At 70.9% G+C, this 26,412-nt stretch carries 28 protein-coding genes and 1 pseudogene; 10 read left to right on the top strand and 19 right to left on the bottom strand.

The window, feature by feature from the left end; genetic code table 11:
* Positions 1-76: 76 nt before the first annotated feature.
* The 4 genes from ACZ4WH_RS22085 to ACZ4WH_RS22070 all read left to right on the top strand — a co-directional run bounded on the left by ACZ4WH_RS22085 (position 77) and on the right by ACZ4WH_RS22070 (position 2,570).
* On the top strand, positions 77-1,405 hold the full coding sequence (locus ACZ4WH_RS22085) for a zinc-dependent alcohol dehydrogenase (protein WP_468182934.1): 1,329 nt from the start codon (positions 77-79) through the stop codon (positions 1,403-1,405).
* On the top strand, positions 1,402-1,563 hold the full coding sequence (locus tag ACZ4WH_RS22080; protein WP_468182932.1) for a zinc ribbon-containing protein: 162 nt from the start codon (positions 1,402-1,404) through the stop codon (positions 1,561-1,563). The genes ACZ4WH_RS22085 and ACZ4WH_RS22080 overlap by 4 nt, the downstream gene beginning before the upstream one ends.
* Positions 1,564-1,581: 18 nt before the next feature.
* Entirely contained in the window at positions 1,582-2,244 is a 663-nt protein-coding gene (locus tag ACZ4WH_RS22075; RefSeq protein WP_468182930.1) for a phosphoribosyltransferase, read from the top strand.
* A gap of 131 nt (positions 2,245-2,375) precedes the next feature.
* Positions 2,376-2,570 (top strand): hypothetical protein, encoded by a 195-nt coding sequence (locus ACZ4WH_RS22070; RefSeq protein WP_468182928.1) that lies wholly within the window; start codon positions 2,376-2,378, stop codon positions 2,568-2,570.
* An 18-nt stretch (positions 2,571-2,588) separates the two neighbouring features.
* On the opposite strand, the gene ACZ4WH_RS22065 is transcribed toward ACZ4WH_RS22070, so the two are convergent.
* Positions 2,589-3,368: an alpha/beta fold hydrolase gene (locus ACZ4WH_RS22065; RefSeq protein ID WP_468182926.1), complete on the bottom strand. Its 780-nt coding sequence runs from the start codon at positions 3,366-3,368 to the stop codon at positions 2,589-2,591.
* Positions 3,365-4,756 (bottom strand): hypothetical protein, encoded by a 1,392-nt coding sequence (locus tag ACZ4WH_RS22060; protein WP_468182924.1) that lies wholly within the window; start codon positions 4,754-4,756, stop codon positions 3,365-3,367. The genes ACZ4WH_RS22065 and ACZ4WH_RS22060 overlap by 4 nt, the downstream gene beginning before the upstream one ends.
* Before the next feature lie 392 nt (positions 4,757-5,148).
* Here ACZ4WH_RS22060 and ACZ4WH_RS22055 point away from each other — a divergent pair, with 392 nt between their 5' ends.
* A complete protein-coding gene (locus ACZ4WH_RS22055; RefSeq protein WP_468182922.1) occupies positions 5,149-5,505 on the top strand; it encodes a hypothetical protein in 357 nt (118 codons plus the stop codon).
* Positions 5,506-5,622: 117 nt separating this feature from the next.
* On the opposite strand, the gene ACZ4WH_RS22050 is transcribed toward ACZ4WH_RS22055, so the two are convergent.
* The 6 genes from ACZ4WH_RS22050 to ACZ4WH_RS22025 form a co-directional block, all read right to left on the bottom strand.
* On the bottom strand, positions 5,623-6,366 hold the full coding sequence (locus ACZ4WH_RS22050) for an alpha/beta fold hydrolase (protein WP_468182920.1): 744 nt from the start codon (positions 6,364-6,366) through the stop codon (positions 5,623-5,625).
* Positions 6,363-7,340 (bottom strand): SDR family oxidoreductase, encoded by a 978-nt coding sequence (locus ACZ4WH_RS22045; RefSeq protein WP_468182918.1) that lies wholly within the window; start codon positions 7,338-7,340, stop codon positions 6,363-6,365. The genes ACZ4WH_RS22050 and ACZ4WH_RS22045 overlap by 4 nt, the downstream gene beginning before the upstream one ends.
* 57 nt (positions 7,341-7,397) lie before the next feature.
* Complete coding sequence (locus ACZ4WH_RS22040; RefSeq protein WP_468182916.1) at positions 7,398-7,805, bottom strand: DUF2795 domain-containing protein; 408 nt, start codon at positions 7,803-7,805, stop codon at positions 7,398-7,400.
* 89 nt (positions 7,806-7,894) lie between these two features.
* Entirely contained in the window at positions 7,895-8,209 is a 315-nt protein-coding gene (locus tag ACZ4WH_RS22035) for a plasmid stabilization protein (RefSeq protein ID WP_468182914.1), read from the bottom strand.
* A 162-nt stretch (positions 8,210-8,371) separates the two neighbouring features.
* Positions 8,372-8,785: a DUF2267 domain-containing protein gene (locus ACZ4WH_RS22030; protein WP_468182913.1), complete on the bottom strand. Its 414-nt coding sequence runs from the start codon at positions 8,783-8,785 to the stop codon at positions 8,372-8,374.
* Between the two features lie 117 nt (positions 8,786-8,902).
* Positions 8,903-10,246 (bottom strand): erythromycin esterase family protein, encoded by a 1,344-nt coding sequence (locus ACZ4WH_RS22025; protein WP_468182911.1) that lies wholly within the window; start codon positions 10,244-10,246, stop codon positions 8,903-8,905.
* 272 nt (positions 10,247-10,518) lie between these two features.
* Here ACZ4WH_RS22025 and ACZ4WH_RS22020 point away from each other — a divergent pair, with 272 nt between their 5' ends.
* The 4 genes from ACZ4WH_RS22020 (at position 10,519) to ACZ4WH_RS22005 (ending at position 13,961) form a co-directional block, all read left to right on the top strand.
* Positions 10,519-11,754, top strand: a complete 1,236-nt coding sequence (locus tag ACZ4WH_RS22020) for a PP2C family protein-serine/threonine phosphatase (protein WP_468182909.1) — start codon at positions 10,519-10,521, stop codon at positions 11,752-11,754.
* A 98-nt stretch (positions 11,755-11,852) separates the two neighbouring features.
* Positions 11,853-12,113, top strand: coding sequence for a GlsB/YeaQ/YmgE family stress response membrane protein (locus ACZ4WH_RS22015; RefSeq protein WP_468182907.1), 261 nt, complete (start codon positions 11,853-11,855; stop codon positions 12,111-12,113).
* A 43-nt stretch (positions 12,114-12,156) separates the two neighbouring features.
* Entirely contained in the window at positions 12,157-12,936 is a 780-nt protein-coding gene (locus ACZ4WH_RS22010) for an endonuclease/exonuclease/phosphatase family protein (RefSeq protein ID WP_468182905.1), read from the top strand.
* A 92-nt stretch (positions 12,937-13,028) separates the two neighbouring features.
* On the top strand, positions 13,029-13,961 hold the full coding sequence (locus tag ACZ4WH_RS22005) for an SDR family oxidoreductase (protein ID WP_468182903.1): 933 nt from the start codon (positions 13,029-13,031) through the stop codon (positions 13,959-13,961).
* Positions 13,962-14,014: 53 nt separating this feature from the next.
* On the opposite strand, the pseudogene ACZ4WH_RS22000 reads toward ACZ4WH_RS22005, so the two are convergent.
* The 8 genes and pseudogenes from ACZ4WH_RS22000 to ACZ4WH_RS21965 form a co-directional block, all read right to left on the bottom strand.
* A pseudogene (locus ACZ4WH_RS22000) lies at positions 14,015-14,152 on the bottom strand (VCBS repeat-containing protein); the annotation flags it as partial.
* A 98-nt stretch (positions 14,153-14,250) separates the two neighbouring features.
* Complete coding sequence (locus tag ACZ4WH_RS21995; RefSeq protein ID WP_468182901.1) at positions 14,251-16,173, bottom strand: ABC transporter ATP-binding protein; 1,923 nt, start codon at positions 16,171-16,173, stop codon at positions 14,251-14,253.
* Between the two features lie 210 nt (positions 16,174-16,383).
* Positions 16,384-16,842: a carboxymuconolactone decarboxylase family protein gene (locus tag ACZ4WH_RS21990; protein WP_468182899.1), complete on the bottom strand. Its 459-nt coding sequence runs from the start codon at positions 16,840-16,842 to the stop codon at positions 16,384-16,386.
* Positions 16,843-16,904: 62 nt separating this feature from the next.
* Positions 16,905-17,387 carry a cupin domain-containing protein gene (locus ACZ4WH_RS21985; RefSeq protein ID WP_468182897.1) on the bottom strand — a complete coding sequence of 161 codons (483 nt, stop codon included), beginning with the start codon at positions 17,385-17,387 and terminating at the stop codon, positions 16,905-16,907.
* Positions 17,388-17,402: 15 nt separating this feature from the next.
* Positions 17,403-18,323: an NADP-dependent oxidoreductase gene (locus ACZ4WH_RS21980; protein ID WP_468182896.1), complete on the bottom strand. Its 921-nt coding sequence runs from the start codon at positions 18,321-18,323 to the stop codon at positions 17,403-17,405.
* 197 nt (positions 18,324-18,520) lie between these two features.
* Complete coding sequence (gene sigJ / locus ACZ4WH_RS21975; RefSeq protein ID WP_468182894.1) at positions 18,521-19,411, bottom strand: RNA polymerase sigma factor SigJ; 891 nt, start codon at positions 19,409-19,411, stop codon at positions 18,521-18,523.
* A gap of 37 nt (positions 19,412-19,448) precedes the next feature.
* Positions 19,449-20,087, bottom strand: coding sequence for an HD domain-containing protein (locus tag ACZ4WH_RS21970; RefSeq protein WP_468182892.1), 639 nt, complete (start codon positions 20,085-20,087; stop codon positions 19,449-19,451).
* A gap of 227 nt (positions 20,088-20,314) precedes the next feature.
* Positions 20,315-21,142: an alpha/beta fold hydrolase gene (locus ACZ4WH_RS21965; protein ID WP_468182890.1), complete on the bottom strand. Its 828-nt coding sequence runs from the start codon at positions 21,140-21,142 to the stop codon at positions 20,315-20,317.
* A 357-nt stretch (positions 21,143-21,499) separates the two neighbouring features.
* Here ACZ4WH_RS21965 and ACZ4WH_RS21960 point away from each other — a divergent pair, with 357 nt between their 5' ends.
* Positions 21,500-21,988 carry an SPW repeat protein gene (locus ACZ4WH_RS21960; RefSeq protein WP_356340331.1) on the top strand — a complete coding sequence of 163 codons (489 nt, stop codon included), beginning with the start codon at positions 21,500-21,502 and terminating at the stop codon, positions 21,986-21,988.
* Positions 21,989-22,129: 141 nt separating this feature from the next.
* On the opposite strand, the gene ACZ4WH_RS21955 is transcribed toward ACZ4WH_RS21960, so the two are convergent.
* The 3 genes from ACZ4WH_RS21955 to ACZ4WH_RS21945 all read right to left on the bottom strand — a co-directional run bounded on the left by ACZ4WH_RS21955 (position 22,130) and on the right by ACZ4WH_RS21945 (position 25,904).
* Positions 22,130-22,720 carry a hemerythrin domain-containing protein gene (locus tag ACZ4WH_RS21955; RefSeq protein WP_468182888.1) on the bottom strand — a complete coding sequence of 197 codons (591 nt, stop codon included), beginning with the start codon at positions 22,718-22,720 and terminating at the stop codon, positions 22,130-22,132.
* Between the two features lie 11 nt (positions 22,721-22,731).
* Positions 22,732-23,931 carry a hypothetical protein gene (locus ACZ4WH_RS21950; RefSeq protein WP_468182886.1) on the bottom strand — a complete coding sequence of 400 codons (1,200 nt, stop codon included), beginning with the start codon at positions 23,929-23,931 and terminating at the stop codon, positions 22,732-22,734.
* 242 nt (positions 23,932-24,173) lie between these two features.
* The gene (locus tag ACZ4WH_RS21945) at positions 24,174-25,904 is read right to left on the bottom strand and encodes a RecQ family ATP-dependent DNA helicase (RefSeq protein WP_468182884.1); all 1,731 of its coding nucleotides are present in this window, start codon (positions 25,902-25,904) and stop codon (positions 24,174-24,176) included.
* Positions 25,905-26,412: the final 508 nt, after the last annotated feature.

Below are 26,412 nucleotides of genomic sequence, written 5' to 3'. Positions count from 1 at the left end.
CGCAGGAAACCCCGGACCGCAGGGGGACCGGCCATCCCCTCCCCACCTGCCGAGAATCCGTGGAGGGAGCGTTCGCATGAAGGCTGTCGTATGGCACGGACCGGGGGACATCCGTCTGGAGGACGTGCCGGAACCGACGATCAAGGACCCGTACGACGCGATCGTGCGGATCACGACGTCCGCCATCTGCGGCACGGACCTGCACTTCGTCCGCGGCACCATGCCCGGCCTGAAGGAAGGCCGCATCCTCGGCCACGAGGCGGTCGGCGTCGTGCAGGACGTGGGTTCCGGCGTGCGCAATCTCCGCCCGGGTGACCGCGTGGTGGTCCCGTCCACCGTGGCGTGCGGGACGTGCAGCTACTGCCGTGCCGGCTACTACGCCCAGTGCGACAACGCGAACCCGGGAGGTCCGCAGGCGGGCACCGTGTTCTTCGGCGGGCCGGAGGCGGCGGGCGGGCTGGACGGTTTGCAGGCCGAGTACGCCCGGGTCCCCTTCGCCCACGTGGGGCTGGTTCCCCTGCCGGACACCGTGGACGACGCGCAGGCGATCCTGCTGTCGGACATCTACCCCACCGCGTGGTTCGGCGCACGGCTGGCCGAGGTCGGCGACGGAGACACCGTGGCCGTCGTGGGTGCCGGTCCGGTCGGTCAGGCCGCCGTCGCCTGCGCCCGCCTCCAGGGTGCCGGCCGGGTCATCGTCGTCGACGGTGTGGCCGACCGGCTGGACGTGGCTCGTAGCCAGCACGCCGAGACCGTCGACTTCAACGCCGAGGACCCGGTCGAGGCGGTGCGTGAGCTGACCGGCGGGATCGGGGTCGACCGGGTGATCGAGGCCGTGGGCGTGGACGCGCAGCGGCCGCGGGGCGGGCCGGCCGCCGACGCGCTGCGCGAGCGGGCCGGGCAGTTCGATCACGAGCGCGACGAGGTGGCGCCCGAGCGGAATCCGGACGGGGACACCTGGGTACCCGGTGACGCGCCGTCCCTGGCGGCGCGCTGGGCGGTACAGATGGTGGCCAAGGCCGGCACGGTCGGCACCGTCGGCGTGTATCCGCCGCAGGTGCAGCACTATCCGTTCGGTGAGGCGTTCATGAAGAACCTCACCCTGAAGTCGGGAAACTGCAACCACCGACGCTATGTGCCCGACCTGGTCTCACTCGTGGCCGCCGGGCGGCTGGACCCCACGCCCCTGGTCACCCGCTGGGGTGACGCGCGGAACGCGGTCGAGGCGTACCGCCGTTTCGACCGGCGCGAGGCGGGCTGGACCAAGGTCGTCCTCGGCGTCTCGGACGAGGGAGCGGTGGCCCCTGGGCTCGGTGAGGCGGCGGGCACGGGCGCGGCCACCACCGCGGGCACACCAGGTCCCACCGCGGCCGAGGCGACGAACCGGGAGGTGAGGCCGTCATGACGGCGAAGGCCGGCGAGAAGGCGCAGAAGACCGGGGACTTCTACTGCGCCAGTTGCAGCGAGAAGGTCCACGTGAAGCAGGGCGACGAGATTCCGCCCTGCCCCAACGGCCACAAGAACTTCGAGACCCGGCGCAACGAGCCGGACACCAAGTCCTGAGGAAAGCAGGTGCGGATCATGCGATTCCCCGACCGCCGTCACGCCGGTCAGGAACTCGCCTTACGGCTGATGGAGTGGTCGGCCGACGGTGATCTCGTCGATCCCGTCGTCCTGGCCCTGCCCCGGGGAGGCGTCCCGGTCGCAGCCGAAGTCGCCCAGGCCCTCGGGGCACCGCTCGACATCCTGGTGGCCCGGAAGATCGGCGTCCCCGGGCGCCAGGAGACCGGCGTCGGCGCGGTCGTGGGTGACGATCCGCCGCTGTTCGACCGGCGCGCGCTGGAGATGCTCGGTCTGAGCGAGGACCGGCTCGGCCCGGACGTGGCCCGAGAGCGGACGGAACTGCGCCGGAGGGAACTGCTGTACCGCGGCGACCGGTCCACGCCTCGCGTCGAAGGCCGCGCCGTGATCCTGGTCGACGACGGTCTCGCCACCGGGGTCACCGCGCGTGCCGCTCTGCGCCATCTGCGGCGCCAGCGGCCCGCCCGGCTGATCCTGGCCGTCCCCGTCGGCGCGCCCGAGACCGTGGCGGAGATGCGCTCGGAGGCCGACGACGTCATCTGTCTCGATCAGCCATCGGACTTCCGGGCCGTCGGCCTGTGGTACGACGACTTCGACCAGGTCGGCGACGAGGAGGTCACCCGGGCCCTGCGCGAACACAGCGCGCCCGCGGGCAAGGACTGAGCTGAGGCGGCGGTCAGGGCGGCGAACACCGGGAAACGACCCCGGCGGCGCGGACGCCCGGTGAGGGCCGCTCCTTCACGGGCCGTGGCTCGGGGCCGTACACCGAGACGCGCGAGCAGGTCTTCCAGGCCTTGAGCCGCACCCGGCAGGAACACCAGGGCGAGGCCGTCCACCTGGACGAGGTGGCGCGCGCCTCGGGGCTGCCTCCCGAGGAGACCGCCGGTCTGCTGCACGACCTGGTGACCGTGCACGGCCTCGCCACCGAGCTGGCCGTATCCGACAGGCCGGACATGGGGCCGCGGTTCGAGGTGAAGCCACGGCTGTGACCTTCGGTCGGTCGGCGCTCAGTGGTGCGGGCCGACTCGTGCCGCGAGTCGCCGTACCGGCGCCGACCAGGCGTGCGGGTCGAGCCAGGGGAAGGTGTGCGCGCCGGGTACGTCGACGCATTCGCCGTCCGGCACCAGTGCGGCCAGGTGGCGGGCCCAGCGGGCGGTGCCGATGCGGTCCTCGCGGCCGTGGATGACCAGCAGCGGCACGTCCAGCTGGGCGACGGAGTCCTCCAGCGCGTCCTTCAGGTGCACGTGCGCGGTGTGCACCAGCCGGCGCGGGCCCGCGCGGCGCCATTCCGGGCGGTGTGACTCGCTCAGTCCGTCGGGTTCGCGCCGGGAGTCCAGCCGCCAGCGGACCAGCAGCCGTACCCATCCGCGTGCCACCGGGTCGACGGTGGGGCTCGCGAGTACCACGGCGGCGACGCCGGGGTGCCCGATCGCCGCCCTGGCGGCCACCTGTGTGCCGCTGGAGTGCCCGGCGAGGATGACGGGCTCCAGCGCCCGTGCGCGCAGCCAGTCGGCGACGCATCGCCCGAACTCCGGCACGTCCAGTTCGTGCGGCGGGTCGCCGCTGCCGGCGAATCCGGGCAGTTCCACCAGGTGGGCGCGGGTCCACTGCCCGAACGCTCCCAGCCCCGGCAGCAGGTAGTCGGACACTGCCATGCCCTGCACCAGGACGACTTCGGGGACGCCGGGGCGCGGCCGGCCGACGGCCCGGCTGCGCATCCGCCCCAGTACCCCGTCGTGGTAGGCCGTCACCGTCTCCTCGGGGAAGGGTGGTTCGCTGCCGCTCAAGGCGATCCCTTCCTCGGACGGCCGGTGGCGGTCTGGAGCGTGTCCAGCCGCACCTGCCCGGCGGACGGGGTGTCCCGCGCTTCGTCGAGGAACACGTCCAGCTCGTCGACGGACACCGGCGGCGGAAGCGGGTATCGCTGGGGCAGCCCGGCCAGCGCCGGCTGGTAGCGGAGCGTACTCCCCACGTCCTCGGGGAACGCCGCCTCGTCCACCCCGATGGTGCCGCCCGTCCCGGTGGCGTACCGGCGGGCGATATCGCCCCACTCCTCGGCCGGAACCTGGCCGACCGACCGCAGGCCGTTGGAGAACAGGTTCACGTCGATACGCCGGTACGGGTCACTCCGCCGCAGGTAGCGCTCGAGCCAGTCGTACGAGGGCCTGGCGGTGAACTGCACCCAGAACGGGACAGCCCCCAGCCGCAGAGCCCAGTACGGCTCCCACTGGTTGTACGTCTCCACGAGCAGCCGGTCCGCCGGCAGGCCACGGCGCCGGTACCACCAGCGGTGGAAGTCGGCGACCAGCGGACTGAGTTGTTCCGGCTCGCCGACCCGGATTCGGCGCACGGTGTAGCCGCACCGGGCGGCGACGGCGAGGACATCGGCGGTGAGGGTGTCGTCGTAGCCCCATTCGGCCTCCGGATACGTGCCGTCGGCCGGTGGCGCGTCCCAGCGGCGCAGGGCCGAGCCCTGCTCGGCGAGGTGCCTGGCCAGACGCTCGCTGCCTGTCCGGTACTCCTCCGCGTCCATGCCGCCCAGCGCGCCGAACTGGAAACGGTGCCGCTCGCCGAGCACCGACACCGGCCAGGTCAGTGTCGCGTCCAGGATGAAGATCGTCGCACCGGGGGTCAGGCGCTGTTCCAGGAACCTTTCCAGGGTCGCGCCCAGACGGAGCCGCTTGAACCTGAAGTACGCGAAGCGGACGATCATCGCCCGGTCCTGGCTCGGGTCGTGCATGCGGCACAGCGACAGGTCCGGGTTCGCCTCGACCAGCCGCCGCCCGAGGTCGAGGCCCGCCTCCAGGGCCGCGCGCGGCCGGTCCGGGTCGATGCGGGCCCTGACCGGTACGAGGTAGGTCTGGGGCAGCACGGGCGCCCGCAGCGCTGCGGCCAGATGGACGGCGGCGCCGCTGCCCGAGCCGATGATCGCCGCCGGATACGGGCCGGGCCCGTACTGGTCCGCCGTCCACGCCGCCAGGTCCTCGGCCCTCAGCCTGCTCACCCGGGAGACGGGCGCCCCCTGCAACCGGGCGCCCAGGACGAACGCACGCCGGCGTGCCCGCGACGGGAGACGCGCGATCAGGTCGGCCAGGCACGCCGAGCCCGGCGCGACGCCGAGACCGGGGAAGTCCTCGCCCCGCAGGAACCGGCTCACCGCCCGTACCGCCGCCACCGAGGAATCGAAGTCGCACAGACAGCGAGCTGCCCTCAAACGCCGGCGCACCCGTCCTCCCTCCGTCCTGGTCCGGCACCGGCGGCCCTCGTGTGCGCCCGTGCGGAGTCGTGGAGTCCCCGTCCGTAAGGCGACTTCCCGTCCGCGGCCCTCCCACTCGATCGCCGGCCCATTGGTTGCCGTCGGCGCCCCGATGTGACGCCGATCGCCGCCAGGTGCCTCCTTGCTGTACCCCTGGCTGCGCCGGTGGGCCGCCCGGGCGCGGGTTTTCCGCACGGATGGCGGCGGTCAATGCCCTGCACGCACCCACCGCGGGAGCGCCCGTATGGCGGGGTTGGCACCCGGGTACCCGGTGGGTGAACCGACCGTGAAGGGAAGGAGCGCTGGCCGCGATGCTCTCTCATGCGATGGAGCAAGGGGTGCTTGTCATCAGGGTGTACGACGATCCGGGCATCGGCGCGCGGGCCACGCTCCTGACGAGGATCAGCGACCTGATCCACGTGTACCAGCCGGCCTCCGTTGTCATCGTGCTCCACGAGCCGGCGGCAGGCGCCCCCATGGTCGGTGTGGTCCTGCGGGTCCACCGTCTGTGCGGCCGCCTCGGGCTTCTGATGTCCGTGGCCACCCACAACGCCCCGGCACGGCGCCTGATGGAGGCCGGAGCCGAGGCGAGCGGTACCCGCCTGGTCGTCCATGCCCGTATCGACGCCGCGATCGCCGGCGCCGCCGCCCTCGCCATGGCCGCGTGACGGTTCGCGCCGCGACGTTCCGCCGGACCGGCGCGAGTCGCTCAGGCGCCGATCGCTCAGGCATCGATCGCTCAGGCGCCGATCGCTCAGGCGCCGATCGCTCAGGCGCCGATCTCCCTAGGAGAGCAGCGTCCGGGTGATGCGGGCGAGTTCCAGCGGCGCCGAATAGTTCAGGGTGTGCCCGGCGCCCGGCACCGACGCCGTCCGGCCGTCCGGAAGAAGCCCGGTGACCTCCTCCGCCCAGGCCCTCGGCACGATCGGGTCCCTGGTCCCGCGGACCACGATGACAGGTGTGCGCAGGTGGTGGAGTTTGCGTTCCACCGGATCGCGCAAGGCCAGCAGATAGGTGCGCAGGGCCCGGCGCAGGCCGCAGTCGGCGTAGCTCGCGGCCAACGCCACCGCGAGCGACGGTCGTTCCCACCGGGCGTCACGCAGGAGCCGCCACCCCTGGGTCAGGACCGTACGGGCATGGCGGTCGAACGTCGGACCGTTCAGCACCACCGGTCCCACCAGCTCGGGAGCGTGAACGGCCAGGTCCACCACGATCTGGCAGCCGGCCGAGTTGCCGACGAGTACCGCCGGTCTCCGGCCGGCGGCACGCAGCCAGTCGGCCAGGGCCAGCGACAGGCCGCGGACGTCCAGCGCACGCCTGGGCCCCCGCGTGCGGCCGAACCCGGGCAGGTCCACCGCGACCGTCCGCGCATGCGGAGCGAGGGCCCTGGCGAAGGGCAGCCAGTAGCGGTAGGAACAGCCAAGACCGTGGACACACACCACTTCGGGCGCCCCGGGCGGTCCCAGTGCGGCGGCATGGACGCGGGTGCCCCCCGCAGCCGTGAACTCGTGGGCGTCCCAGCGACTCACCGGCTCCGCACCCGCCGCGCGACGCCCGCCGCCGCGCCCGCCAGCAGTGTCGCGGTGGTCAGCCGACGCACGGTGGTACGACGCCGTCCGCCCCAGCCGCCGTGGACGTCCCCCGGGCCGGGTGCGGGAACGTGCAGGTTGCCGTGACCGGCCGGAGCAGGTTCCTCACGGGACAGGTGGCTCCTTTCCACCTGGCGGGCCATCATCCGCTCCACCAGCCCCGGCATCACCCTGGACTGCAGCACCATGGCGCGTCCCATCGGGCCCACCACGACTTCCCTCCGTGGCACACGGACCAGATCCACGACGGCCCGCGCCACCCGTTCGGGGCTGTAGACCGGTGGCATGGCGACGGGCTTGCGGCCCGTGTAGTTCGCCGCGTGCTGGAACAGCGGCGTGTCGATGCCGGCGGGCAGCACCGTGCACACATGGATGTGCTTCTCCTTCTGAAGCCGCAGTTCCTGGCGCAGGCCGGCGCTCAGCGCGCGGATGGCGTACTTCGACATGCCGTAGGCGTGGGTGTACGGCTGACTCACCACACCGACGACGGAGGAGATGTTCACCAGCGTGCCCCACCCCTGTTCCCGCATGACGGGCAGGACGGAACGGGCACCGTGCACATACCCCATGACGTTGACGTCGAGGACTTTCCGGAAGTCCTCCAGGGGGACCTCTTCGAAGGGGCCGAAGACCGTCACGGCCGCGCAGTTGACCCACACGTCGATACGGCCGAAGCGCTGCACCGCCCGCCGGGCGAGATCGTCCACCGCTCCTGCGTCCGTGACGTCGGTCGGCACGACGAGCACCTCCGTCCCACGGTGGCGTGCGCATTCCCGCCGGGCGGCTTCCAGCGCCTCCACCCGCCGCGCGGCCAGGACCACCGCCGACCCGCGGCGGGCGAAGGCGAGGGCGGTGGCCCGTCCGATGCCACTGGACGCTCCGGTGATCACGACCACGGAATCACGCACGCGCATGGAGGACCCCTCCTTGGCGGCCGACCGATCCAGGACGGCGGCCGATGGTCGTGGCAGTCACCCCGTCTGCCCAGGACGGAGCGCCTCGACGATCTCCGTCACGTTGGCGTACTCACCGCTGTCGGGCAGCCTGCGCGCGGCCTGCACCACGGCCTCCGGCGCGTGGTGCGCCTCCAGAGCGTCCAGCACTGTCCGCCGGTCGGCGGGGAAAGCGGCTCGCTCCAGGTGACGCGCCAGTTCGCTGCGCAGGGCTTCCGCCTCGGCCTCCGCCTGGGCCCTCTCACGTTCCTCACCGGGCGGGGGCACCGGTCCGCTCGGGTCCACGCGGACATCGTCGTCCGCCGGTGGCTCGGGCTCGTACGCCTCTTCCACGTGCGTGGGCTGACCGGAACGCAGTCGGCCTTCCATTTCATGCTTCATCTCGTCGTCCTTGCGGGGACTGACGGGATTGCTGCCTCTCTCCATGTCCCGTACTTCCTTGATCTTCGAGAGCGCCTGGAAGTCGCCCGGCGAGGGGACGCGGCGTGTTCGTCAATTTCCAGGCTCCGGGAATGTCAGCGGCCCAGTGCCCGGGCCAGTTGTTCCTTGTTCATGGAGGAACGGCCCTCGATCCCCCGGCGCTTCGCTTCCTCGTACAGTTCGTCGCGGGTGGCCCCGCCGCCCTGCCGTGAGGACGTGCGCTTGCCGGCTCCGCCGCTGGAGGACCTACCGCCGCCGGACGACTTGGTCTCGCCGGCCTGAGCACGCTGCTTGTTCACCGTGCGCGCGGCCATCTCCTTCGCGCGCCCTGACGACGCGCCGCGTTCCTGTGCGCCCTCCTTGATGTGTTCATACTGCCGTTCCCGCTTGGATCCGGATCTCGACGGCATGGTTTTCTCTCCTTATGGCTGGCGGGCCGCCGCCGCATTCCTGCGGTGGCCTCGTCCCGGTCTCCGGAGTTTCCTCCGCTGTGGCGCCAAAACGGTCCCCAAGGGTCAAAAGCCGACCGTGGCTGACGCCCGAAGCTGGTTGTGATGTTCCGTCGCGGCCGGTCAGCTGATGCTTCCGCTGCTGCCGGCGAAGAGGACCTGGGCGAGTTCGTCGTCCAGGGACTGGCGGATCCTGTCGGTCAGTCCACCCTGGGTGGCCTCGCCGGCGACCTCCATGACGGTGCGGGCCTCATGAGTGGCCTTGGCCTTGTCCGCGCCCGCCCGCTGAGCGACACGGTCGAGGAACTCGCCGTACTCCATCCGGACACCGGTGTCCGGCTGGTCGGGGGCGGTGGCCACGCGGCGCAGGTGCTCACCGATCTCCTGCGGCAGCTGGGCGGCGAGGTTGTCCGCCAGGGACGCGGGGATGCGCTCGGCCAGGGTCTCCAGGGTGGCGCGGGTGGCGGACTCGGCCGCTCCCCGGCTGTCGAGGCGGGCCCTCGCCTGTACCTGTCCGATGAAGGTGTCGTGATCCATGATCGTCCTTTGGGCAGCGCGGAACGGCACCGTATGCCGGGAATGTGCGGTTTCAGTGTGCTGTGGGCGGCCCGGTGCCGCACCCGGGGATCACCGGTGTGCCACGGCCGCCGCCTGTCACATGCCGGTGGGCCAGGTCTCCTCCTCGCCGGTGTCCGGAGCGTCGGGGTGCAGCGGGGTGAGTGCCGTGGTGCGGTCGAGGTAGCAGAAGGCGTCGTAGCGTTCGCCGAGGCGGGTGGGCACGTAGTTGCCCCACTTCTCCCGGGACGGTCGGTAGACGACGCCGATCGCACGGTGATCGCTCTCCCGCGCGAACCACGGCTGCGCGCCGACGGCCGCGCGTTCGGCCGGCGGGAAGACGAACAGGCTCTGCCGGCGGGGCAGCACGTGGTGCAGGCGGTGTTCCAGGCTGCCCGTGCGGGCCGGCGGGACCCGCATGACCCGTGGCCGGGCGCCCCAGAAGTCCGCCGCCATCACGGTGCCCTCGTACGAGCCGAACCCCACGAGGACGACGTCGCCGGCCGGGTTGCGTTCCCTGACCAGCTGGCCGACGTTCACCATCCCGGCGTCGGCCATGTCGGTGGCCCGCGCGTCCCCGATGTGGGTGTTGTGCTCCCACACCACCGCCTTCGCACCCGAGCCGTGGTAGGCCATGAGCCGGTCGAGCGTGTCCGTCATGTGCCGGTCGCGGATGTTCCACGACTCCGGGCCACCACGCACCATCGCCCGGTAGTACGCCTCCGCCCCGGCCAGCACCTCGGCATTCTGCCGGGCCGAGAACTCCGCCAGGGTCTCCGGCTCGTCCCTCCGCGCTGCCGCGCGACGCTGCTGGGTGAGCAGGGCCAGCACCTCCGGCTCACAGCCAGACGGGATCAGCCGGGTCGCCCGCGCGTACTCCTGCGGATCCTCGGCATACGGCTCGAAGCAGACGTACGCTCCCAGGGCCGTATCCACCCGGTCGGGATCGTGCGTGCGCACGTGGTGCAGGACGGCGTGCAGGGACTCCCACAGGCTGTAGACGTCCAGGCCGAAGAAGCCGACCCGCTCGTCGGGCGGCCTGCGCACGTTGTGCCCGCGCAGCCAGCGGGCGAAGTCGGCCACCTCGGTGTTCGCCCACATCCAGCGCGGCCAGCGGGTGAAGTCCTCCAGCGCCGACCGGGGATCGCCCGGGGCGCCGGGAGCGGCGGTCACCGAGCGGTGCACGGACAGGCAGTCCGGCCAGTCACCCTCCACCGCGACGAACGAGAAACCCTTCTCCTCGATCAGCCGCCGGGTCAGCACCGCCCGCCAGCGGTAGAACTCCGCCGTCCCGTGCGACGCCTCACCGATCAGCACATGGCGGGCATCGCCGACGCGGTCCATCAGGACATCCAGTGAGGCCGCGTCCGCGAGCGGCCGGGCGTCCTCACCGATGGACCACGGATCTCCGTGCGCGGCCGTCTCGTCAGCCGGAACGCTCATCGCCCGCCCCCATCGCTCAGTCGCGTGTCGTGATCGTCATCGCTGTGCTCCCGTCACGTCGCGGTCGGGTGGGCTGGCCCCCGGTTCCCGCCGGGTTGCCGTCACCACCCGGAGGCAAACGCCTTCCTCCCGGATCGAAACGCACGGTGACCCACGGGCCGGCGCGGTCGAAGAGCGGTTTCAGCAGCGACGCCGGACGCGCGGCACCACAGGCCGCGAAGTGAAAGGCAGCGGACTCGGGGAAGAAGCAGCGGCAGCGGAGGGAGGCTGCCGTGGATGACGTATTGGGGCTGGGAGACGTCCTGGCGGAGGCGGAGGACGCCTCGCCGGTGGAGTCCGTCGATGTGGTGGCGCGGAATCTGTTGAAGCGATTCGGAGCGACCTGCGTGTCGTTCCTCTTCGTCGATCTGATCGGGGAGCAGCTCGTACGGCTCACCACGGCCGACGGGACGCACAACGGACACAGACCGACGCGCATCGGCCTGCGGGGCAGTGTGCACGAGAAGGTCCTGAGGTCCCAGCGTCTCCACGTCCAACCGGACGAGGCGGGCGGCCACCGGGCCATCTCGCCCGTGACCAACCGCGGCGACTGCGTCGGGGTACTGGAGATGACGTTGCCGCACGCCGACGAGACGGTACTGCGTCAAGTCGGCGAAGCGGCGCACGCCTTGGCCTACATCATCGTCACCGACCGGCGTTTCACCGACCTCTATCACTGCGGCCGGCGCACCACGACCACCAGTCTGGCCGCGGAGATCCAGCATCAGCTGCTGCCGTCCGCCGCATGCTGCGAAGCCGCGCAGTTCGCCGTGGCCGGCGGCCTGGTGCCGGCCGACGACATCTGCGGGGACACCTACGACTACGCCCTGGACCGGGACACTTTGCACCTGTCCATCACCGACGCCATGGGGCACGACACCGAATCCGCCCTGCTGGCCACCCTCCTGCTCGGCGCACTGCGCGGCGCCCGGCGCGCCGGACACGACATCGCGGAGCAAGCCCGCCAAGCGCATCAGGCGCTCCTCGACCACGGCCGCGGTATGGCCACCGGCCAGTTGCTGCGCATCTGCCTCGACAGCGGCAGCGTGCGGCTGGTCAACGCCGGTCACCCGCGACCGCTGCGCCTGCGCGACGGCACTGTGGAGGAACTGCCCCTCTTCGCCAACCTGCCCTTCGGCGTCGTCTCCCCCACCGCCTACCGAGTCCAGGAGCTGGAACTGCGCCCCGGTGATCGGCTGTTCCTGCTCACCGACGGCATGCAGGAACGCGGCGCTGCACACGTGGACCTGTCCGGGCTCATCCGCGACACCCGCGCTCTCCACCCGCGCGAGGCTGTCCGGGACCTGGTCACCACCGTCCGCGACGCCTGCGGAGGCCACCTTGAGGACGATGCCACCGTCCTGTGCCTGGACTGGTACGGCACCCGGCCCACCGACCGCCGCACCGACGCCCACGGCATCGAGGGCCTGACGTCACAGGTCTGGCCGCCACGCTGTTGCGCCCCATGACCGGCGCAACGGCCCGTGTGACAGACGCACGCTTATGGCGGCCTCCGGCGGGCACACGGAGTCATGCCCGAAAGGGGCAACGAACGGAAGGAGTTGTCGTGTCGTTCCTGTGGGCCATCATCGCGGGCCTCATCATCGGCCTGCTGGCCAAGCTCGTCGTGCCCGGGCGTCAGCCCATTCCTCTGTGGCTGACGGTCATCATGGGCATCCTCGGCGCCGTCGCCGGCAACGCGCTCGCCACCGCCTTCGGGGTGCGCGACACCGGCGGCATCGACTGGATCCGCCATGTCTTCCAGATCGGCATCGCCGCCGTCCTCATCGCATTCGTCACCCCGCTCTGGGCCCGACGACACGCCTGACACCGCACCCGGGACCCGCTTCTCCCCAGGGCAGGCCGTCCACATGCGAGTAGTGACGTGGAACCTCTGGGGCCGCTTCGGGCCCTGGCGGCAGCGAGCTCCACGGATCGAGGCGACGCTGGAAGAGCTACGACCGGACGTCGTGTGCCTACAGGAGACATGGAGCACCCGCGGAACCAGCCAGTCCCACGAGTTGGCCGCCCGGCTCGGCCTGCGGGCGGTCTTCGCTCCGAGCCGCATGCCGGAGCCACAACCGGGCCCCGACGCCGCGCCCCTCGGTCTGGCGGTACTCGGCCGCTGGTCCGTTCTGGAGCACCGCCGGGAGAAGCTGCCCGACGGGCCGGACGGCCCCCCGCCACACAGCGAGCCCTCGGTGGCACTTGTCGTCACCTTCGACCATCCGTCAGGTCCCCTCCATGTGACGACGGCCTGCCTGGACTGGCACGTCGGTGGTGATGCCCGGCTCGCCCAGGCCCAAGCGCTGGCGGCCCTGCTCAGCGACCCCGCGCTCGACGGCCCGATGCCCGTCATCCTGGTCGCCGACCTGAACGCGCGTCCGGACGCACCGGAATTCCAGCCGCTGGCGGAGGTTCTCGTCGACGCCTGGGCCGCCGCGCGTCCCGCGGAGCCCGGCCACACCTTCACCACGAGGAACAGCTTCGTGGGGGATCAGGAGTGGCTCGCAGACGGACGGATCGACCACATCCTGGCCCGCCCCGGCACGCCTGACCGTCCACTCACGGTCCGGGCCGCTGCTCTCGCCGGCGCCGGTGAGCCGCCGCCGTCGGATCACTACGCCGTGGTCGCCGATCTGGACTGGTGAGGTCCATGGTGCGTGCGGGGTTGGTTGGCTGCCGCCGGACCGGGCACGCGATGCACGGAAGCCTGGCGCGGCACGCGCGAGCATGGCCCGCCGTGAACAACTCCGTCGAAGGGAAAGCCTTGCTGCCCGAGCAGGAACCGTCCGCACCACAGGTCGTCTCCGAGCCCGCCCCGCCCTACGACCCCGACAAGCAGCAGCGACCCGGCCTGGAGGCCGACATGCGCACCTCGCCGCGCTATCGGGCGAGCCGGTACCGCGCCGGCGGAAAGCTGGAGGACAAGGTCGCGCTGATCACCGGTGGTGATTCCGGCATCGGACGCGCGGTCGCATTGCTGTACGCGCGCGAGGGCGCCGACGTCGCCATCGTCCATCTGCCGGACGAGCGGGTGGACGCAGAGCAGGTACGGCGCGAGGTGGAGGAGCAGGGCCGTCGCTGCCTGCTGCTGCCCGGCGACCTCACCGATCCGGCTTTCTGCCGCGAGGCCGTCGAGCGGACCGTGGCCGAACTCGGCGGCCTGAACATCCTGGTGAGCAACGCCGCTTATCTCAACAGCAAGCTGGAGCTGGAGCAGCTCACCGGCGAAGACTTCGACCGGACGTTCAAGACCAACGTCTACGCGTACTTCCACTTGCTCATGGCGGCGCTGCCCCACCTGGAGCCCGGGGACGCGGTCATCGCCACGGCGACGGAGGAGGCCCTCAAGGGCAGCGAGACGATGATCGATTACGCGGCGTCCAAGGCGGCGTTGATCACCCTGACCAAGTCCGTCGCCATACACCTGGCCCGGCGGGGCGTGCGCGCGAACGTGGTGGCACCTGGTCCGACCTGGACGCCGCTGAACGAGGCGGACGAGCACATGCCTCCGGACGGCCTGGCGCAGATCGGGAGCGAAGCACCGCTGGGCCGCGCGGCACAGCCGGAGGAGATCGCGCCGACGTATGTCTACCTCGCCTCGGACGCCGACTCGAGCTACACCGTCGGCGAGGTCATCGCGGTGACCGGGGGCATCGTCGACACCCGGTGAGAGGACGTGGCCGAGGGCGCGCGCCCGCCCGTTCAGCACCGCCCGGGCCGCGTTCATCGGGTCCTGAAGCGGCGGAAGAGGTTGCGGGCCACGTACACTCCCGGGCCGCCGAAGCCGACGATGTCGACGCGTCCGTCACCGGTTGTCTCGGCGAGGAAGCGGGGATGCTTGCCTGCGAGCCACCCGCCGGCCGCCGTGATCTTTCGGACCCGGTGACGACAGAGTCGAAGCCGACAGAGGTATCAGCGGGGCTCCCTCGGCGGTCGAGGATGTCCGGGAACCGACTCGGTCATGTGGACCCGGTGCTCGTACGAGCGTGCGACGACGTCGTGCGGCCCCCGTCCGGCGCCGGGTCGGCCGGTCCGGGCAGCCCGCTGGAACCGGCTTCCGGGACCAGGCCTCCGAGGGCCGACTCGGTGTTCTCGCCGAGGAAGCCGCCCGACTGGTGCTGCCACAGCTTGGCGTAGGCACCGTCCGCCGCGAGCAGTTCCTCGTGGGTGCCCTGCTCGACGACGCTTCCCCGGTCGAGAACGACCAGACGGTCCATGCCGGCGACGGTGCTCAGACGGTGGGCGACCACGAGGGCCGTACGTCCGTCCATCAAGCGCCACAGGGCGTCCTGGACGAGGAGTTCGCTCTCCGAGTCCAGCGCGCTGGTCGCCTCGTCGAGCAGCAGGATCGGGGCGTCGCGCAGGATGGCCCTGGCGAGGGCGACGCGCTGGCGCTGGCCGCCCGAGAGTTTGACTCCCCGCTCCCCCACCAGAGTGGCGAAGCCGTCGGGGAGTTGGTCGGCGAACTCCGTGACGTGCGCCGCCGCGGCCGCCGCGTGGATCTCCTCGTCGGTGGCGCCGGGCCGGGCGAAGGCGATGTTGTCCCGCAGGCTGCGGTGGAACATGGCGGGTTCCTGGGGGACGTAGGCGATCAGTGAGCGCAGGTCGGTCTGGCGCAGCCGGCTGATGTCCTGACCACCGATCAGGATGCGTCCGTCGTCAAGGTCCGACATCCGCAGCAGGAGCCGGGTGAGCGTGGTCTTGCCGCCGCCGGACCTGCCGACCAGACCGATCCGTGCGCCTGCGGGCACGTCCAGGTCGAGTCCCTGGAAAATCGGCTTCGTACCCGCGTGGGCGAAGGTCACCGCCTCGAAGCGGATGCCTGTGTGCCGAGGTGCGAGCGGTTCGGGTGTCGCCGGGTCGAGCACGGTGGGCGGATCCAGCAGCAGCTCCGTGAACTGCGCGGCCTCGGTCATCGAGCTTTCCAGACGCCGGTAGATCTGGTTGAACTCGAACATGATCTGTGTGGCGTTGGAGTAGTAGGTGAACGTGACGACGATCTCCTCGACTCCCTGGCCCGAGCCACCGAAGGCGATCGCGACCAACAGCCCCAGCACGTTGGTCAGCACGGACATGGGGGCGACCAGGGTGTCGACGCGCAGATTGCCGTAGTCCCAGGACCTCAGCGTCAGGCGACGGGAGTCCGCGACACGGTCGCGGTGTTCGTCGGCCTCCCGCCGCTCCGCCGCGAACGCCCGGATGGTCTCCATGTTCATGAGGCTGTCGGCGACGTGGCCGGAGACCCGGGCGATCGCCGCCTCACGGTCGTTGACGAGCCGCTGCCTGCGACGGATCAGAGGCGTCGCGGCCACCACGGTCAGCGCGATCATCACAAGAAGGCCGGCGACGAGCATCGGTTCGTAGGTCCACAGCACCACGGCACCGAACACCAGGGGGACGAGACTGCCCACGATCCGGTACGTCACCGTGTCGACGAAGTCCTCGAAGCGCTTGCCGAAGCTGAGCACCCGTTTGGTCAGGGAGCCGGCGAAGTTGTCGTGGAAGAATGCCGCGTCCTTCGCCAGGAGTTCGTCCATGCCGCTCACGTACAGGTGTTCCATGCCGAGGGCGTCCACGCGGTTCAGGCAGTGCTGCCCGATCCGCCACACGGCCTCGGCGAGCAGCAGCGTCACGCCGAAGCCCAGCACGTACGGCAGCGCCGAGCCGAGGGTGAGACCGCCGTGGTCGGCGGCCTGTCCTGCCAGTTTGGCGATCAGCAGCGGGGCGACGTAGCGGATGCCGATGTTGCCGACGGCCGGCAACAGCAGCGCGGGCAGGGTCAGCAGTCGTAGTCGCAGCAGTTCCCGGCCGTAGCGGCGTAGTGCCAGAACGACCGCGCCCCTGCCCGGCGCCGGCCCTCGCGTATCTGTTGTTGTCCCCATCACACTCCCGGAGGTTCGGAAGTCGGAAGTCTCCCGTCCGCGGAGTTTCTCAGTCCAGGCATTTACCGCGGACCAGCGAGAACCGGACACCGCCGCGCGTGCCCGGACATGCCGATCCGGTCATGGGGGCGGCGTACGTGCCGGCGGGATGGGAAGCCGGCTCCCCCGGCCGTTCCCGTGCGCGTACGCCGTCGGACGCCTCCGCGCGTTTCAGCTGCCGACGGGGTAGCGGCTGGTGATCGCGACGCGGTTGAAGGCGTTCATCACGGTGGCCAGCCAGGCGACTGCCGAGATCTGGTCCGTGGTGAGTACGGCCGCGGCGGCGTTGTAGTCCTCGTCGCTGACGTGTCCGTCCGGCACGCGTGTGATCGCCTCGGTCAGGCGGAGGGCGGCGCGGTCGGTCTCGGAGAAGTAGCCGGTCTCCGCCCAGCCGGGCAGCACGGCGATCCGGTCGGGGTTCTCGCCCTTCTTGAGGGCGTCGGCGGTGTGCATGCGCAGGCAGAACGCGCAGCCGTTGATCTGGGAGGCGCGGATTCTCAGCAGCTCGACCAGGAGCGGGTCGAGGCCCGCCGCGGCGGTGGCCTGTTCCACCTCGGACGACAGGGCGATGAGGGTCTTGTAGGCGGCCGGGTGCTGCTTGCCGATGTTGACGCGCTGGGTGTCGGTCATGGTTCCTTCGATTCGTTCGTGTGGTGCGCGCCCGCCCTTCGGGCGCGTCTTGGTGTCCCGGGCTATGACTTCGGGTCGTCGACCTTGAGCTTTTCTCCGGTGTTGGAGACGAAGACGACCAGGAGCCTGGCCCGCTTGGTCGGGCTGGTGTTCTCGGTGAGGACGTGGTGGGCGCCCGGCTCCTCGACCCAGTTCTCGCCCTGGTGGTAGGTGCTCACGGGCTTTCCGTCGAGTCGGCTGCGCACGGTGCCTTCGAGGACGTAGGCGTAGACGAACGCCTGGCCGTGCCGGTGCGGCAGCGCCTTCGCGTTGGGCGGGAAGTCGACGATCACCGAGGTGAACGCCTTGCCCTTCACATTCGGAAGGGCCTGCTGGAGCAGCGGCTTGAGGGTTTCGGAGGGGCGCGTCGACGCCATGGCCGCTGGCGATGCCGCGGCCGCGGTCGGCCTGTTGGCGTGGGCCGGCTGGTTCGAGGTCGAGCAGGCCGTGGCCGCGGCCAGGGCGGCGACGGCCAGCAAGCCGCCGGCGATCCGCGATTTGATCATGATCGGTCTCCTGGTTCAGTCTTCCGTGACGCGGATGATCGTCTTGCCGGGGGTGCGCTTGCCGGGGGCGAACGCGGAGGGTGCCTCGGCGAGCGGCCGCACCGCACCGACGTCCGGCTTGAGCCGGCCGTCCCTCAGCCGCGTGGCGAGATCGGCGAGCCGGGCGCGGTCGGGTTCGACGACGAAGAAGATCGCCCGCCCGTCCTTGGGCCGGACCTCGGGCGGCGTGACGATGGTGACGAGTGTGCCGCCGGGGCGGACCAGGGCGGCCGAGCGGTCGAGGATGTCGCCGCCGATCACGTCGAACACGACGTCGGCCTCTCCGGCGTCCTCGAGCTTCTCGGTCTGAAGGTCGATGAAGGTGTCGACGCCCAGGGCGAGCGCCCTTTCCCGGGCGGCGGACCGGCCGGTGCCGATGACGCGGGCGCCGGCCTCGCGGGCGAGCTGTACCGCGATCGAGCCGACGCCGCCCGCGGCACCGTGGATCAGAACGGTCTGGCCTGTGGTGAGGCGGCCGTGGTCGAACAGGCCCTGCCAGGCGGTGAGCCCGGAGATCGGCAGCGCGGCGGCCACGGTGTGGTCGACGTCCGCCGGCAGCGGGGCCAGGTTGCGGGCTTCCACCGCGGTGTACTCGGCGAGGGTGCCGTCGCGGGCCCAGTCGGCCAGGCCGAACACCCGCTGTCCGACGCTCAGGCCGGTGGTGCCGTACCCCAGCTCCACGACGACACCGGACAGCTCGTGCCCGGGCACGCTCGGCGTCCGGTCGCGGCCGGCGCGATCGGTCCACGTGGCGGGCCAGTCCAGCTCTCCGGGGGTGAAGCCCGCGGCGTGCACCCGCACGATGACGTCGTTCTCGGCCGCATGGGGGTAGGGCATGTCCGTCAGGGACATCCCGGCGAGACCGGCGTTACGGTCCCGAACGGTGATGGCTTGCATAGGGATCCTTACTGGGAGGGGCGACTGAGGCGCGCGGCCCGTTCGGACACAGGGCTCACAGCGGCTCGTCATCGGGAAGACGGGGCAGGTAGATGTATGCCGTCCCGCATGATCGATTTCACCTGTTCGCGCGTTCCTTCGTCGCCCGTCGTGCGTTCTCATCAGGGAGACGAGGTAGCCCCCGCGGGTGTGACAGCTCAGAGGCGCACGAGTTTGTCCGGGTTGATGACCCTGCGGTACGCGGTGATCAGACCGTCTGCGATCTGGACCGTGTCGACGGAGTAGACCCGGCCTTCCCGGTGGAACACGAGGGCCGGCTCGCCGCCGACCTCGGCCAGGTCGATGCGGTCCGGGTGCCACCGGTGCCCCGTGCGCACCATGACCTGGGCGACGCGCTCGCCGCCGTGTATGAGCTTGCGTGCCGCGGAGACCTTGCCGCCCCCGTCGGTGACGTAGACGGCGTCCGGGTGAAGGAGCCTGACCAGGCCGGCCAGGTCCCCGGCCTCGTAGGCGGCGCGGAAGGCCGTGAGGACGCGTTCGCGCTCCGTCTTCGACGCCTGCGGCGTGGACTGCTTCGCCTTGGCCACCCGCCGTCGGGCCCGCGAGGCGAGCTGCCGGGCGCTCGGCGCGGAGACGTCCAGCACTTCGGCGATCCGGCCGAACTCAAGACCGAAGACGTCGTGCAGCACGAAGGCCACCCGCTCCGGCGGGCTCAGCTCTTCCATGATCAGGAGCATCGCCGAACTGACGGACTCGTCGACGAGTACCGGCTGCGACGCGTCCGTCCCTGTCAGCAGCGGCTCCGGCAGCCACGGCCCGACATAGGCCTCCCGGCGGAAACGGGCACTCCTGAGAATGTCGTACGACCGTCGCGCGGCCACCGTCACCAGCCAGGCCCGCAGATCACCGATGTCCGCCAGATCCGCTCCGGCCGCGCGCAGCCACACGTCCTGGGTCACGTCTTCGGCATCGGCCACACTGCCCAGCAGCCGGTAGGCCACACCGAAAACCGCGGGCTGGTGCCTCTCCCATTCGCCTCCGAGCGGGTCCTCCCGCTCGGACCGTCCGGGCCCGTGCCGGTCACCCATACAGATCGCAGCCTCCTCCAGCGGCCAGGGGTCCTGATCAGCTCGGCCAGGGAGCGCCGATGATGCGTTCGACCGTGGTGGTGCGACGGAAGCCGGGAACGAAGTGCTCCAGTACATCCGAATTCACGGTTCCGTTCGTGGTCTCCGGGCGGTGCTTGAGTCCGTCGACGAAGGCCTGCAAGAACTCGTTCTTGAAGTCGCCCCGTGGATGGACTGCGGTGATCTCGTCCACCTGGCTGCGATCCAGCTCGTCCAGACCCAGACCCAGCACGTCGGTCAGAACCCCGAGATTCGTAATGGCTATCTCCGCGCCCATCCGCCCGGGAATTTCCGGGGTCGTGTGCAGCGCGATCGCCGTCCACACCACGTCGGCGGCCGTGGCGGGGAAACCGTGGTCGAGCATGAACTTGCGTGCGTGGTCGGCTCCATCGACCTCGAAGCGCTGCTCCACGTCGGAGAACGGCGTCATGAGGCCGGTGTCGTGGAACATGGCGGACAGGTAGAGAAGCTCCGGGTCGGGCTCCACACCGAGCCTGCGAGCGTGAATGACACCGAAGACGAAGACGCGGCGGGAGTGATGGTAGATGAGGGGGCTGGTCATCTTCCGCATGAGGCGGGTGGCTTCGGCGACCGCCGCCGTCTCGGGAATCTCGACCCCCGCGATGATCTCGCTCATGACCTCTGAACCTTCCGATATCAGTGCGCTCCGGATGGACGGTGTGTCCGTCTTCCACACTGCCGACCACCCGGTGTCCGGCGCCGCCTCGGTCCGGCCATGAGCCACCCGAATCCGGACGCGCGGGCGGGCAGCGGGGGTGGGGGCTCCGCCACGCGTCGGGTCGCGAACCCGACCCGATCCACGTCCGTGACGGCACCACCCGCGCCTCGGAAGGGCGTGGCCGGTCAGCCCCGGGCGAATTCCAGCAGGTCGGCGTCGAACCGTTCCGCGAACTCGGGGACCATCGACAAGCCGTGCGGAGCACCTGGGTAGACCTTGAGGATCGCGTCCTTGACGATCTGCGACGACTTGTTCGCGGATGCCACGATAGGGACGATCTGGTCGTCGTCGCCGTGGATGATCAGCGTGGGGACGTCGAACTTCTTGAGATCCTCGGTGAGGTCGGTCTCCGAGAACGCCTTGACGCAGTCGTGGGCGCCCTTGATGCCCACCGACATGCTCCAGAGCCAGAACTGGTCGCGGGTCCCCTGCGAGACGGTCGATCCCTCGCGGTTGGCGCCGTAGAAGGGAGCGCTGAGGTCCTTGTAGTACTGGGAGCGGTCCGTCAGCACGCCGTTTCGGATCTCGTCGAAGACGTCGACCGGCAGCCCCTCAGGGTTCGCTTCCGTCCTGAGCATGAGCGGGGGGATCGCCCCGAGCAGGACCACCTTGGCGACACGGCCCGAGCCGTGCCGGCCGATGTAGCGCGTGACCTCTCCCCCACCGGTCGAGTGACCGACCAGGATGACGTCGCGGAGCTCGAGGGTCTCGATGACCGAGGCCAGATCGTCGGCGTACGTGTCGAGGTCGTTGCCCTGCCAGGGCTGGCCCGAGCGTCCGCCCCCGCGCCGGTCGTGGGCCACGACCCGGAAGCCGTTGTCCGCCATCAGCTTCAGCTGCGGATCCCACGAGTCCGCGACCAGTGGCCAGCCGTGGGAGAAGACCACCGGTGGGCCCGACCCCCAGTCCTTGAAATAGATCTGTGTGCCGTCCTTGGAAGTGGCAAAGGCCATGATCGCCCCTTCAGCCTTGTCCGGAATCGCGCAGTCATCAGGGTTCGGTGCCCGGGCCGCATGCGGGATGTCACGCCGCGGGGGACGACGGACAGGCGCGCGGAGGAAGGCGGCCGATGAGCACGTCGCGGGTCCCACGCTACTCGGGAGCCCCCGCTTCAGCGCGCCGGAGGACTCACCGGACGCGCCGGCTCTCCCGGACCGGGAGGCCCCGAGGCTGGTATTGCGCGCCCGTCCCGGACTCGCCCGGACACCCACGGACACCCACCGACAGTCATTACCCTTTGTCCGAGGTTGCTCGCCTCTGTCCGGGTACTCGCGGAAGTGGACGTACAACACTCTCCGAAGGTGAAGACCATGACCACTTCCCCCAGGCCATCCATGGAGACGCACCCCGACATCGTCGACATGCGCCTTCGGCACGAGATGGCCGAGCGCGCCACGAGCACGCCGCAAGGCCAGGCCATCGAGACCATGGCGCTGCTCACCGGTCTGTACCTCGCGGCATCGCCGTGGATCACGGGCTTCAACAACCTGTCCACCCTGGCCGTCACCAACCTGCTCACCGGTATCGCCTACGCGGTCCTGATGAGCGGCGGCTTCGGCCGTGCCTACGAACGCACCCACAGCATGGCGTGGGCATCCTGCGCCCTGGGCGTGTGGGCGATCATCGCGCCGTGGGTGGTCGCCGGCAACGTCAGTACGACGAAGACGATCGTGAACAACGTCATCGTCGGCGCGCTGGCCCTGCTGCTGGCCCTGGCCGCCAGCGCGGCCGCGCGAGCGGCGGAGTCGTCCGAGGCGCGGCGCGGCATGTCGGCGTCGTACGCGCCTGGTCGCGGCTGACGCCGTACGGCGATCAGAGGTGAACGCGCGGGATCACCGGGCCGGAGCCGGTGATCCCGCGCGTCTTCGCTGGGGCCCTACGAGTCTTCGCTGCGGCCTTACGAGGCTTCGCTGAGGCCTCTGCCGGCCGGTACGCGCCTCTCAGCCGTTGCCCATGGCCTTGCGGACGGCGTCCTTGGTGCGGTCCATGAGGGCGGCCACGGGGCCGAGGGCCACGTTGGCCGCGGCGGACTCGACGCCGGGGTGCGGCCGGGTCGGCGCCATGGCCTCGGCCGCCTTGACGGCCTTGGCCATGGCGGCGAGGTTGGTGACGTCGGTGCTGCGCCGGATGTGCGCGAACTCGTAGCGCTCCTCCGCCCGGGCGTGCTCCTGCACGTCGGTGCGCAGCTTCATCAGCCGGGGCAGGAACTGCGGGTCGTCGGTGTCCATCTCGTCCATGGCCGCGAGGGTCTCCTTGGCCGACTTCTCCTCCGCGAGACGGTCCCGGACGATCTGCTCACCGCCTTCCACCGCGCGCCGGACGAAGGGGTGGACGACCTCCTCCTCCGCGGTCTCGTGCACGGCCAGCAGACGGACCAGGCGGTGGTACGCGTCCCGGCGCGCCTCGCCCTCGCTCTGCTCGACCTCGTCGAAGAGGTTGCGGATGTCGCCGTGCTGGCGCATCAGCAGGGCGACCACGTCGATGTCGGGGGCCCGGTCGTCGCCGGCCTGGGGCGTGTGCGGTGCGGACATCTCGGGCCGCCTCACTTCTCGCGCTGGGCGGGGTCGGGGTGCCCGCCCTCGGTCTGGACGCGGTACTCGCGGCCGAACATCGCGTCGTGCTCGGCCATGACCCTGTCGCTCGGCGGTGCCTCGCCGCCGTGGATCTGCTCCTGCATCTTCTCGAACCGCTCGTGGGCCTCCCGCACATAGCCGGCGCCGAGAGTCGTCAGGTCCATCTGGGTGTCCAGCAGTTCACGCAGGTACTGCTTGTTCGGCTCGAAGGTGAGCACATTGGGCAGCTCCGGGGCCAGGACCTCCTGCGGCTCGCGGCCGTCGATGCGGCGCATCAGGTCACAGGCCGTGTGCAGGTGCTCCAGCTCCATGTTCAGGTGCAGCTCCCAGATCGCCTTGACCTTGGGGTCGGTCTCCTGCTCCATGAAGGAGTAGTACAGGTAGCACTCGTTGTACTCGTGGTTGACCAGCTGCTCCCACCACGTCTCGCCCGGGTCGACCAGGGACTCGTAGTGCGTGACGTGCTCTTCCTCGATCAGCCCGATCTCCTGGTAGAGCTGACGGGCGATCGGCTCCATGTAGGTGGGGCCGGTGTTCATGTAGAAGTTCATCGTCTGCTGCTCCGCCGACATGATCGTCAGCGCGTGCAGCTTCGACAGCGGGTCCGTCGCGTTCTTGTCGTACGGGTCGCGGACGTTGTCGACCGGATCGCGGTGGTGGAACCGCGTGGGCCTGCCCGGCATCACCTCGGTGAGGTTGTCCACGATCGACTCCGCCTTGCGGTGCTCGATCATCTCGTAGAGGTTGGCGTACCGGTACAGGTGGTCGAAGTCCTCCAGCACGCCGAACTGGTACGCCTGCTTCAGATAGGGGTCCGGCTCCATGCGCGCGACCCACGCCGTCAGGTCCACCGCGACCTGCTCGTAGGCGATGGTCGTCTCCAGCACCGAGGAGACGCCCGGCAGCAGCCAGTTCACGACCTTCTGCTGCTGAGCCTCGATGTACCGGGTCCGCGCCAGCTGCCGCTTGACGTCGGGGTCGACCGTGTTCCGGGCGAGCTGGTGGCTGAAGAGGATCGCCTCCACCTCGATCCCGTTCATCGTGATGATCCGGCACCGGGTGTAGGGGTCGCATCGGTCCGGGTCGATCGGCTGCACGTTCAGCTCACGCCAACTGCGCAGCTGACGGTCGAGCGGGATACCCCGTTGTTCCAGTGGGTTGAAGGTCATGCGGGTGCCTCCATGCGGGTGCCTCCTGACGCAGGGCGACTCGTGCGCCCGCGGGTACCCCGCCGCGGACGACGAGCACAGGTCCGTCATCGAGTCTGGCCACCACCGATGTGTTCCGGCCACTCGGGGACGCCACCGGGTGCGTGGTTCCCTCGGCCGGGTCAGTCCGGTTGACAGCCCCACGGCTCGACGGCCCCACGGCTCGACGGCCCCACGGCTCCGGTCGGTCAGGTACTCCGCTGTCAGGTCTCCGGCTGTTCCTCGCCGGGGCGGCGCAGGACGGTGAGCAGGTGGTCGTGGTCCGCCACGGCTTCCAGGGAGAGCGTGTGGTACCCGGCTCGGTCGAACAGCACGGTGATACGGTCCGGTTCCTCGCTCAGCACCGTGCCCTCGCCCCACTGCTCGTGCCGGACCTCGGTCCCGGTCGGGTAGGGGCTGGCGGTGGGGTGCCCGGGCCGCTGGTCGCGGCTCGCGCCACGGTCCGCCGGGGCGGCCTCCTCGGCCCCCTCCTCGCACGTGTCGCAGTTCCCGCACGGGGCTTCGTACGCCTCGCCGAAATAGCCGAGGAGGAAGTGCCGTCGGCAGCCGGTCGTCTCGGCGTAGGCCCGGGCCATGTCCACCCGCGACCGGTCCGTACGGCGATGGGCCTCGGCCGCCCGCTCCGCCCGCCGTACCGCCCGGCCGGGTGACACGCCCTCGGCCGGGCGCACCTCGCCGCCCTCCGCCGTGGTGACGGCTCCGGCCTCCTCCAGGAGGTTGACCGCGGCGGTGACACGGTTCCGGGACAGTCCCGTGTCCTCGCGCAGCTCGTTCAGGTCGAGAGGGTGCCCGCGATGCCGATGGACGGCCTCGGCCACCTGGGACAGGATCGCGCGGCCCGGGGTCCTGCCCGCGAAATACGTCTGCATCCCGGTGTCCTGCGACCGGTGGTGCAGCACCGCGAGGGCGGGGTGCCCGTCCCTGCCGCAGCGGCCGATCTCCTGGTAGTAGGCGTCCAGGGAACCGGGCAGCGAGGCGTGCAGGACGAACCGTACGTCCTCCTTGTCGATGCCCATGCCGAACGCCGAGGTCGCCACGACGACGTCGGTCTCACCGGCCAGGAAGGCACGGTGGACGCGGGCGCGTTCGGCGGCGCGCAGTCCGGCGTGGTAGGCCTCGGCGGCCAGCCCGAGAGAGGCGAGTTCGGCCGCGTACTCCTCGCTGTCCTTGCGGGTCGCCGCGTAGACGATGCCCGGCTTGGGTTCGGCGGCGGCCCGCTCGATCACGGCCTGTCGACGCTCGTCGTCCTCCAGGAAACGGCGGACCTCCAGCCGGATGTTCGGCCGGTCGAATCCGGTGATCATCAGCCGGGGCCGGCGCATGCCGAGGCGCTCGGTGATCTCCCGGCGCACGGGCGGGGCGGCGGTCGCGGTCAGGGCCAGGACCGGCGGTCTGCCCACGCGGTGTGCGGCCTGTTCCAGGCGCAGATAGTCGGGGCGGAAGTCATGGCCCCAGGAGGAGACGCACTGGGCCTCGTCCACCACGAACAGGGCCGGACCCGCCCCGGCCAGCACGTCCAGGACGTCGTCCCTGGCGAGCTGCTCCGGTGCCAGATAGACGAAGCGGGCCCGGCCCGACCGTACGTCCTCCCAGGCCGCTTCGGTCTCCGCCGCGCCCAGGTCCGAGTTGACCGCGACGGCACCGGGCGCGTCGTCGCCCTCGGGAAGACCGGCGATCTGGTCCCGCTGGAGCGCGAGCAGCGGTGACACCACGACGACCGGGCCGGACAGCAGCAGCGCCGGCACCTGGTAGACGGCCGACTTGCCGGACCCCGTCGGCATGACGACCAGGGTGTCGTGGCCTTGCAGCACCCACTCCATGGCCGTGAGCTGCTCCGGCAGGAGGTGCTCCCAGCCGAAGACGTCCGCCGCCGTCCGGCGCAGACGTTCGGCCTGGCCCCGGCTCTTCGTCCCCGGTCCCGCCTTCCTGGTCATGTACATCGCTCCCTGGACTCCCTCGGCCCACCGGGTACCCGACGGGCCTGGGCGTACCACCTCGCCGGCGGCGCTCCACGCGGCGGGGCTGAACAGCGAGAAGGCCGAACAGTAAGAAGCTCGCCCAGTTGCTGCCCTGCGCCGGGTACGGCCCAGGCGGCGCCTGGTCCGTCAGCCGGGGTGGGGGCGCGTGTACCGCTCTGGCTCGGCGAGGACCCGGCGGCCTGGCCGGTCGGCCTTGGTCGGTGCGGGTGCCGCATCGGCTCGGCGATGATCAGGCGGCCTGGTCGGTCAGCCTTGGCCGGTGCGCGTACCGCTCCGGCTCGGCGAGGATCAGGCGACCTGGTCGGTCAGCCTTGGCCGGTGCGCGTACCGCTCCGGCTCGGCGAGGATCAGGCGACCTGGTCGGTCGGCCTTGGCCGGTGCGCGTACCGCTCCGGCTCGGCGAGGATCAGGCGACCTGGTCGGTCGGCCTTGGCCGGTGCGCGTACCGCTCCGGCTCGGCGAG

It is taken from the genome of Streptomyces sp. NPDC029138 (assembly GCF_055564375.1).
The sequence above is the reverse complement of the archived record's forward strand: the minus strand, read 5'-3'. Positions and strand labels throughout refer to the sequence as shown.

Bases quoted from the DNA above. Each gene is read 5' to 3' on its own strand.
- ACZ4WH_RS21965 (WP_468182890.1), bottom strand. From the start codon at position 21,142: ATGGCCTTTGCCACTTCCAAGGACGGCACACAGATCTATTTCAAGGAC.
- ACZ4WH_RS22040 (WP_468182916.1), bottom strand. From the start codon at position 7,805: ATGGAGAGAGGCAGCAATCCCGTCAGTCCCCGCAAGGACGACGAGATG.
- ACZ4WH_RS21995 (WP_468182901.1), bottom strand. From the start codon at position 16,173: ATGGGGACAACAACAGATACGCGAGGGCCGGCGCCGGGCAGGGGCGCG.
- ACZ4WH_RS22030 (WP_468182913.1), bottom strand. From the start codon at position 8,785: ATGGATCACGACACCTTCATCGGACAGGTACAGGCGAGGGCCCGCCTC.
- ACZ4WH_RS21950 (WP_468182886.1), bottom strand. From the start codon at position 23,931: ATGACCTTCAACCCACTGGAACAACGGGGTATCCCGCTCGACCGTCAG.
- ACZ4WH_RS21945 (WP_468182884.1), bottom strand. From the start codon at position 25,904: ATGACCAGGAAGGCGGGACCGGGGACGAAGAGCCGGGGCCAGGCCGAA.
- ACZ4WH_RS21990 (WP_468182899.1), bottom strand. From the start codon at position 16,842: ATGACCGACACCCAGCGCGTCAACATCGGCAAGCAGCACCCGGCCGCC.
- ACZ4WH_RS22025 (WP_468182911.1), bottom strand. From the start codon at position 10,246: ATGAGCGTTCCGGCTGACGAGACGGCCGCGCACGGAGATCCGTGGTCC.
- ACZ4WH_RS22080 (WP_468182932.1), top strand. From the start codon at position 1,402: ATGACGGCGAAGGCCGGCGAGAAGGCGCAGAAGACCGGGGACTTCTAC.
- ACZ4WH_RS22075 (WP_468182930.1), top strand. From the start codon at position 1,582: ATGCGATTCCCCGACCGCCGTCACGCCGGTCAGGAACTCGCCTTACGG.
- ACZ4WH_RS22055 (WP_468182922.1), top strand. From the start codon at position 5,149: ATGCTCTCTCATGCGATGGAGCAAGGGGTGCTTGTCATCAGGGTGTAC.
- sigJ (WP_468182894.1), bottom strand. From the start codon at position 19,411: ATGGGTGACCGGCACGGGCCCGGACGGTCCGAGCGGGAGGACCCGCTC.
- ACZ4WH_RS21960 (WP_356340331.1), top strand. From the start codon at position 21,500: ATGACCACTTCCCCCAGGCCATCCATGGAGACGCACCCCGACATCGTC.
- ACZ4WH_RS21980 (WP_468182896.1), bottom strand. From the start codon at position 18,323: ATGCAAGCCATCACCGTTCGGGACCGTAACGCCGGTCTCGCCGGGATG.
- ACZ4WH_RS22085 (WP_468182934.1), top strand. From the start codon at position 77: ATGAAGGCTGTCGTATGGCACGGACCGGGGGACATCCGTCTGGAGGAC.
- ACZ4WH_RS21970 (WP_468182892.1), bottom strand. From the start codon at position 20,087: ATGAGCGAGATCATCGCGGGGGTCGAGATTCCCGAGACGGCGGCGGTC.
- ACZ4WH_RS21955 (WP_468182888.1), bottom strand. From the start codon at position 22,720: ATGTCCGCACCGCACACGCCCCAGGCCGGCGACGACCGGGCCCCCGAC.
- ACZ4WH_RS22045 (WP_468182918.1), bottom strand. From the start codon at position 7,340: ATGCGCGTGCGTGATTCCGTGGTCGTGATCACCGGAGCGTCCAGTGGC.
- ACZ4WH_RS22010 (WP_468182905.1), top strand. From the start codon at position 12,157: ATGCGAGTAGTGACGTGGAACCTCTGGGGCCGCTTCGGGCCCTGGCGG.
- ACZ4WH_RS21985 (WP_468182897.1), bottom strand. From the start codon at position 17,387: ATGATCAAATCGCGGATCGCCGGCGGCTTGCTGGCCGTCGCCGCCCTG.
- ACZ4WH_RS22035 (WP_468182914.1), bottom strand. From the start codon at position 8,209: ATGCCGTCGAGATCCGGATCCAAGCGGGAACGGCAGTATGAACACATC.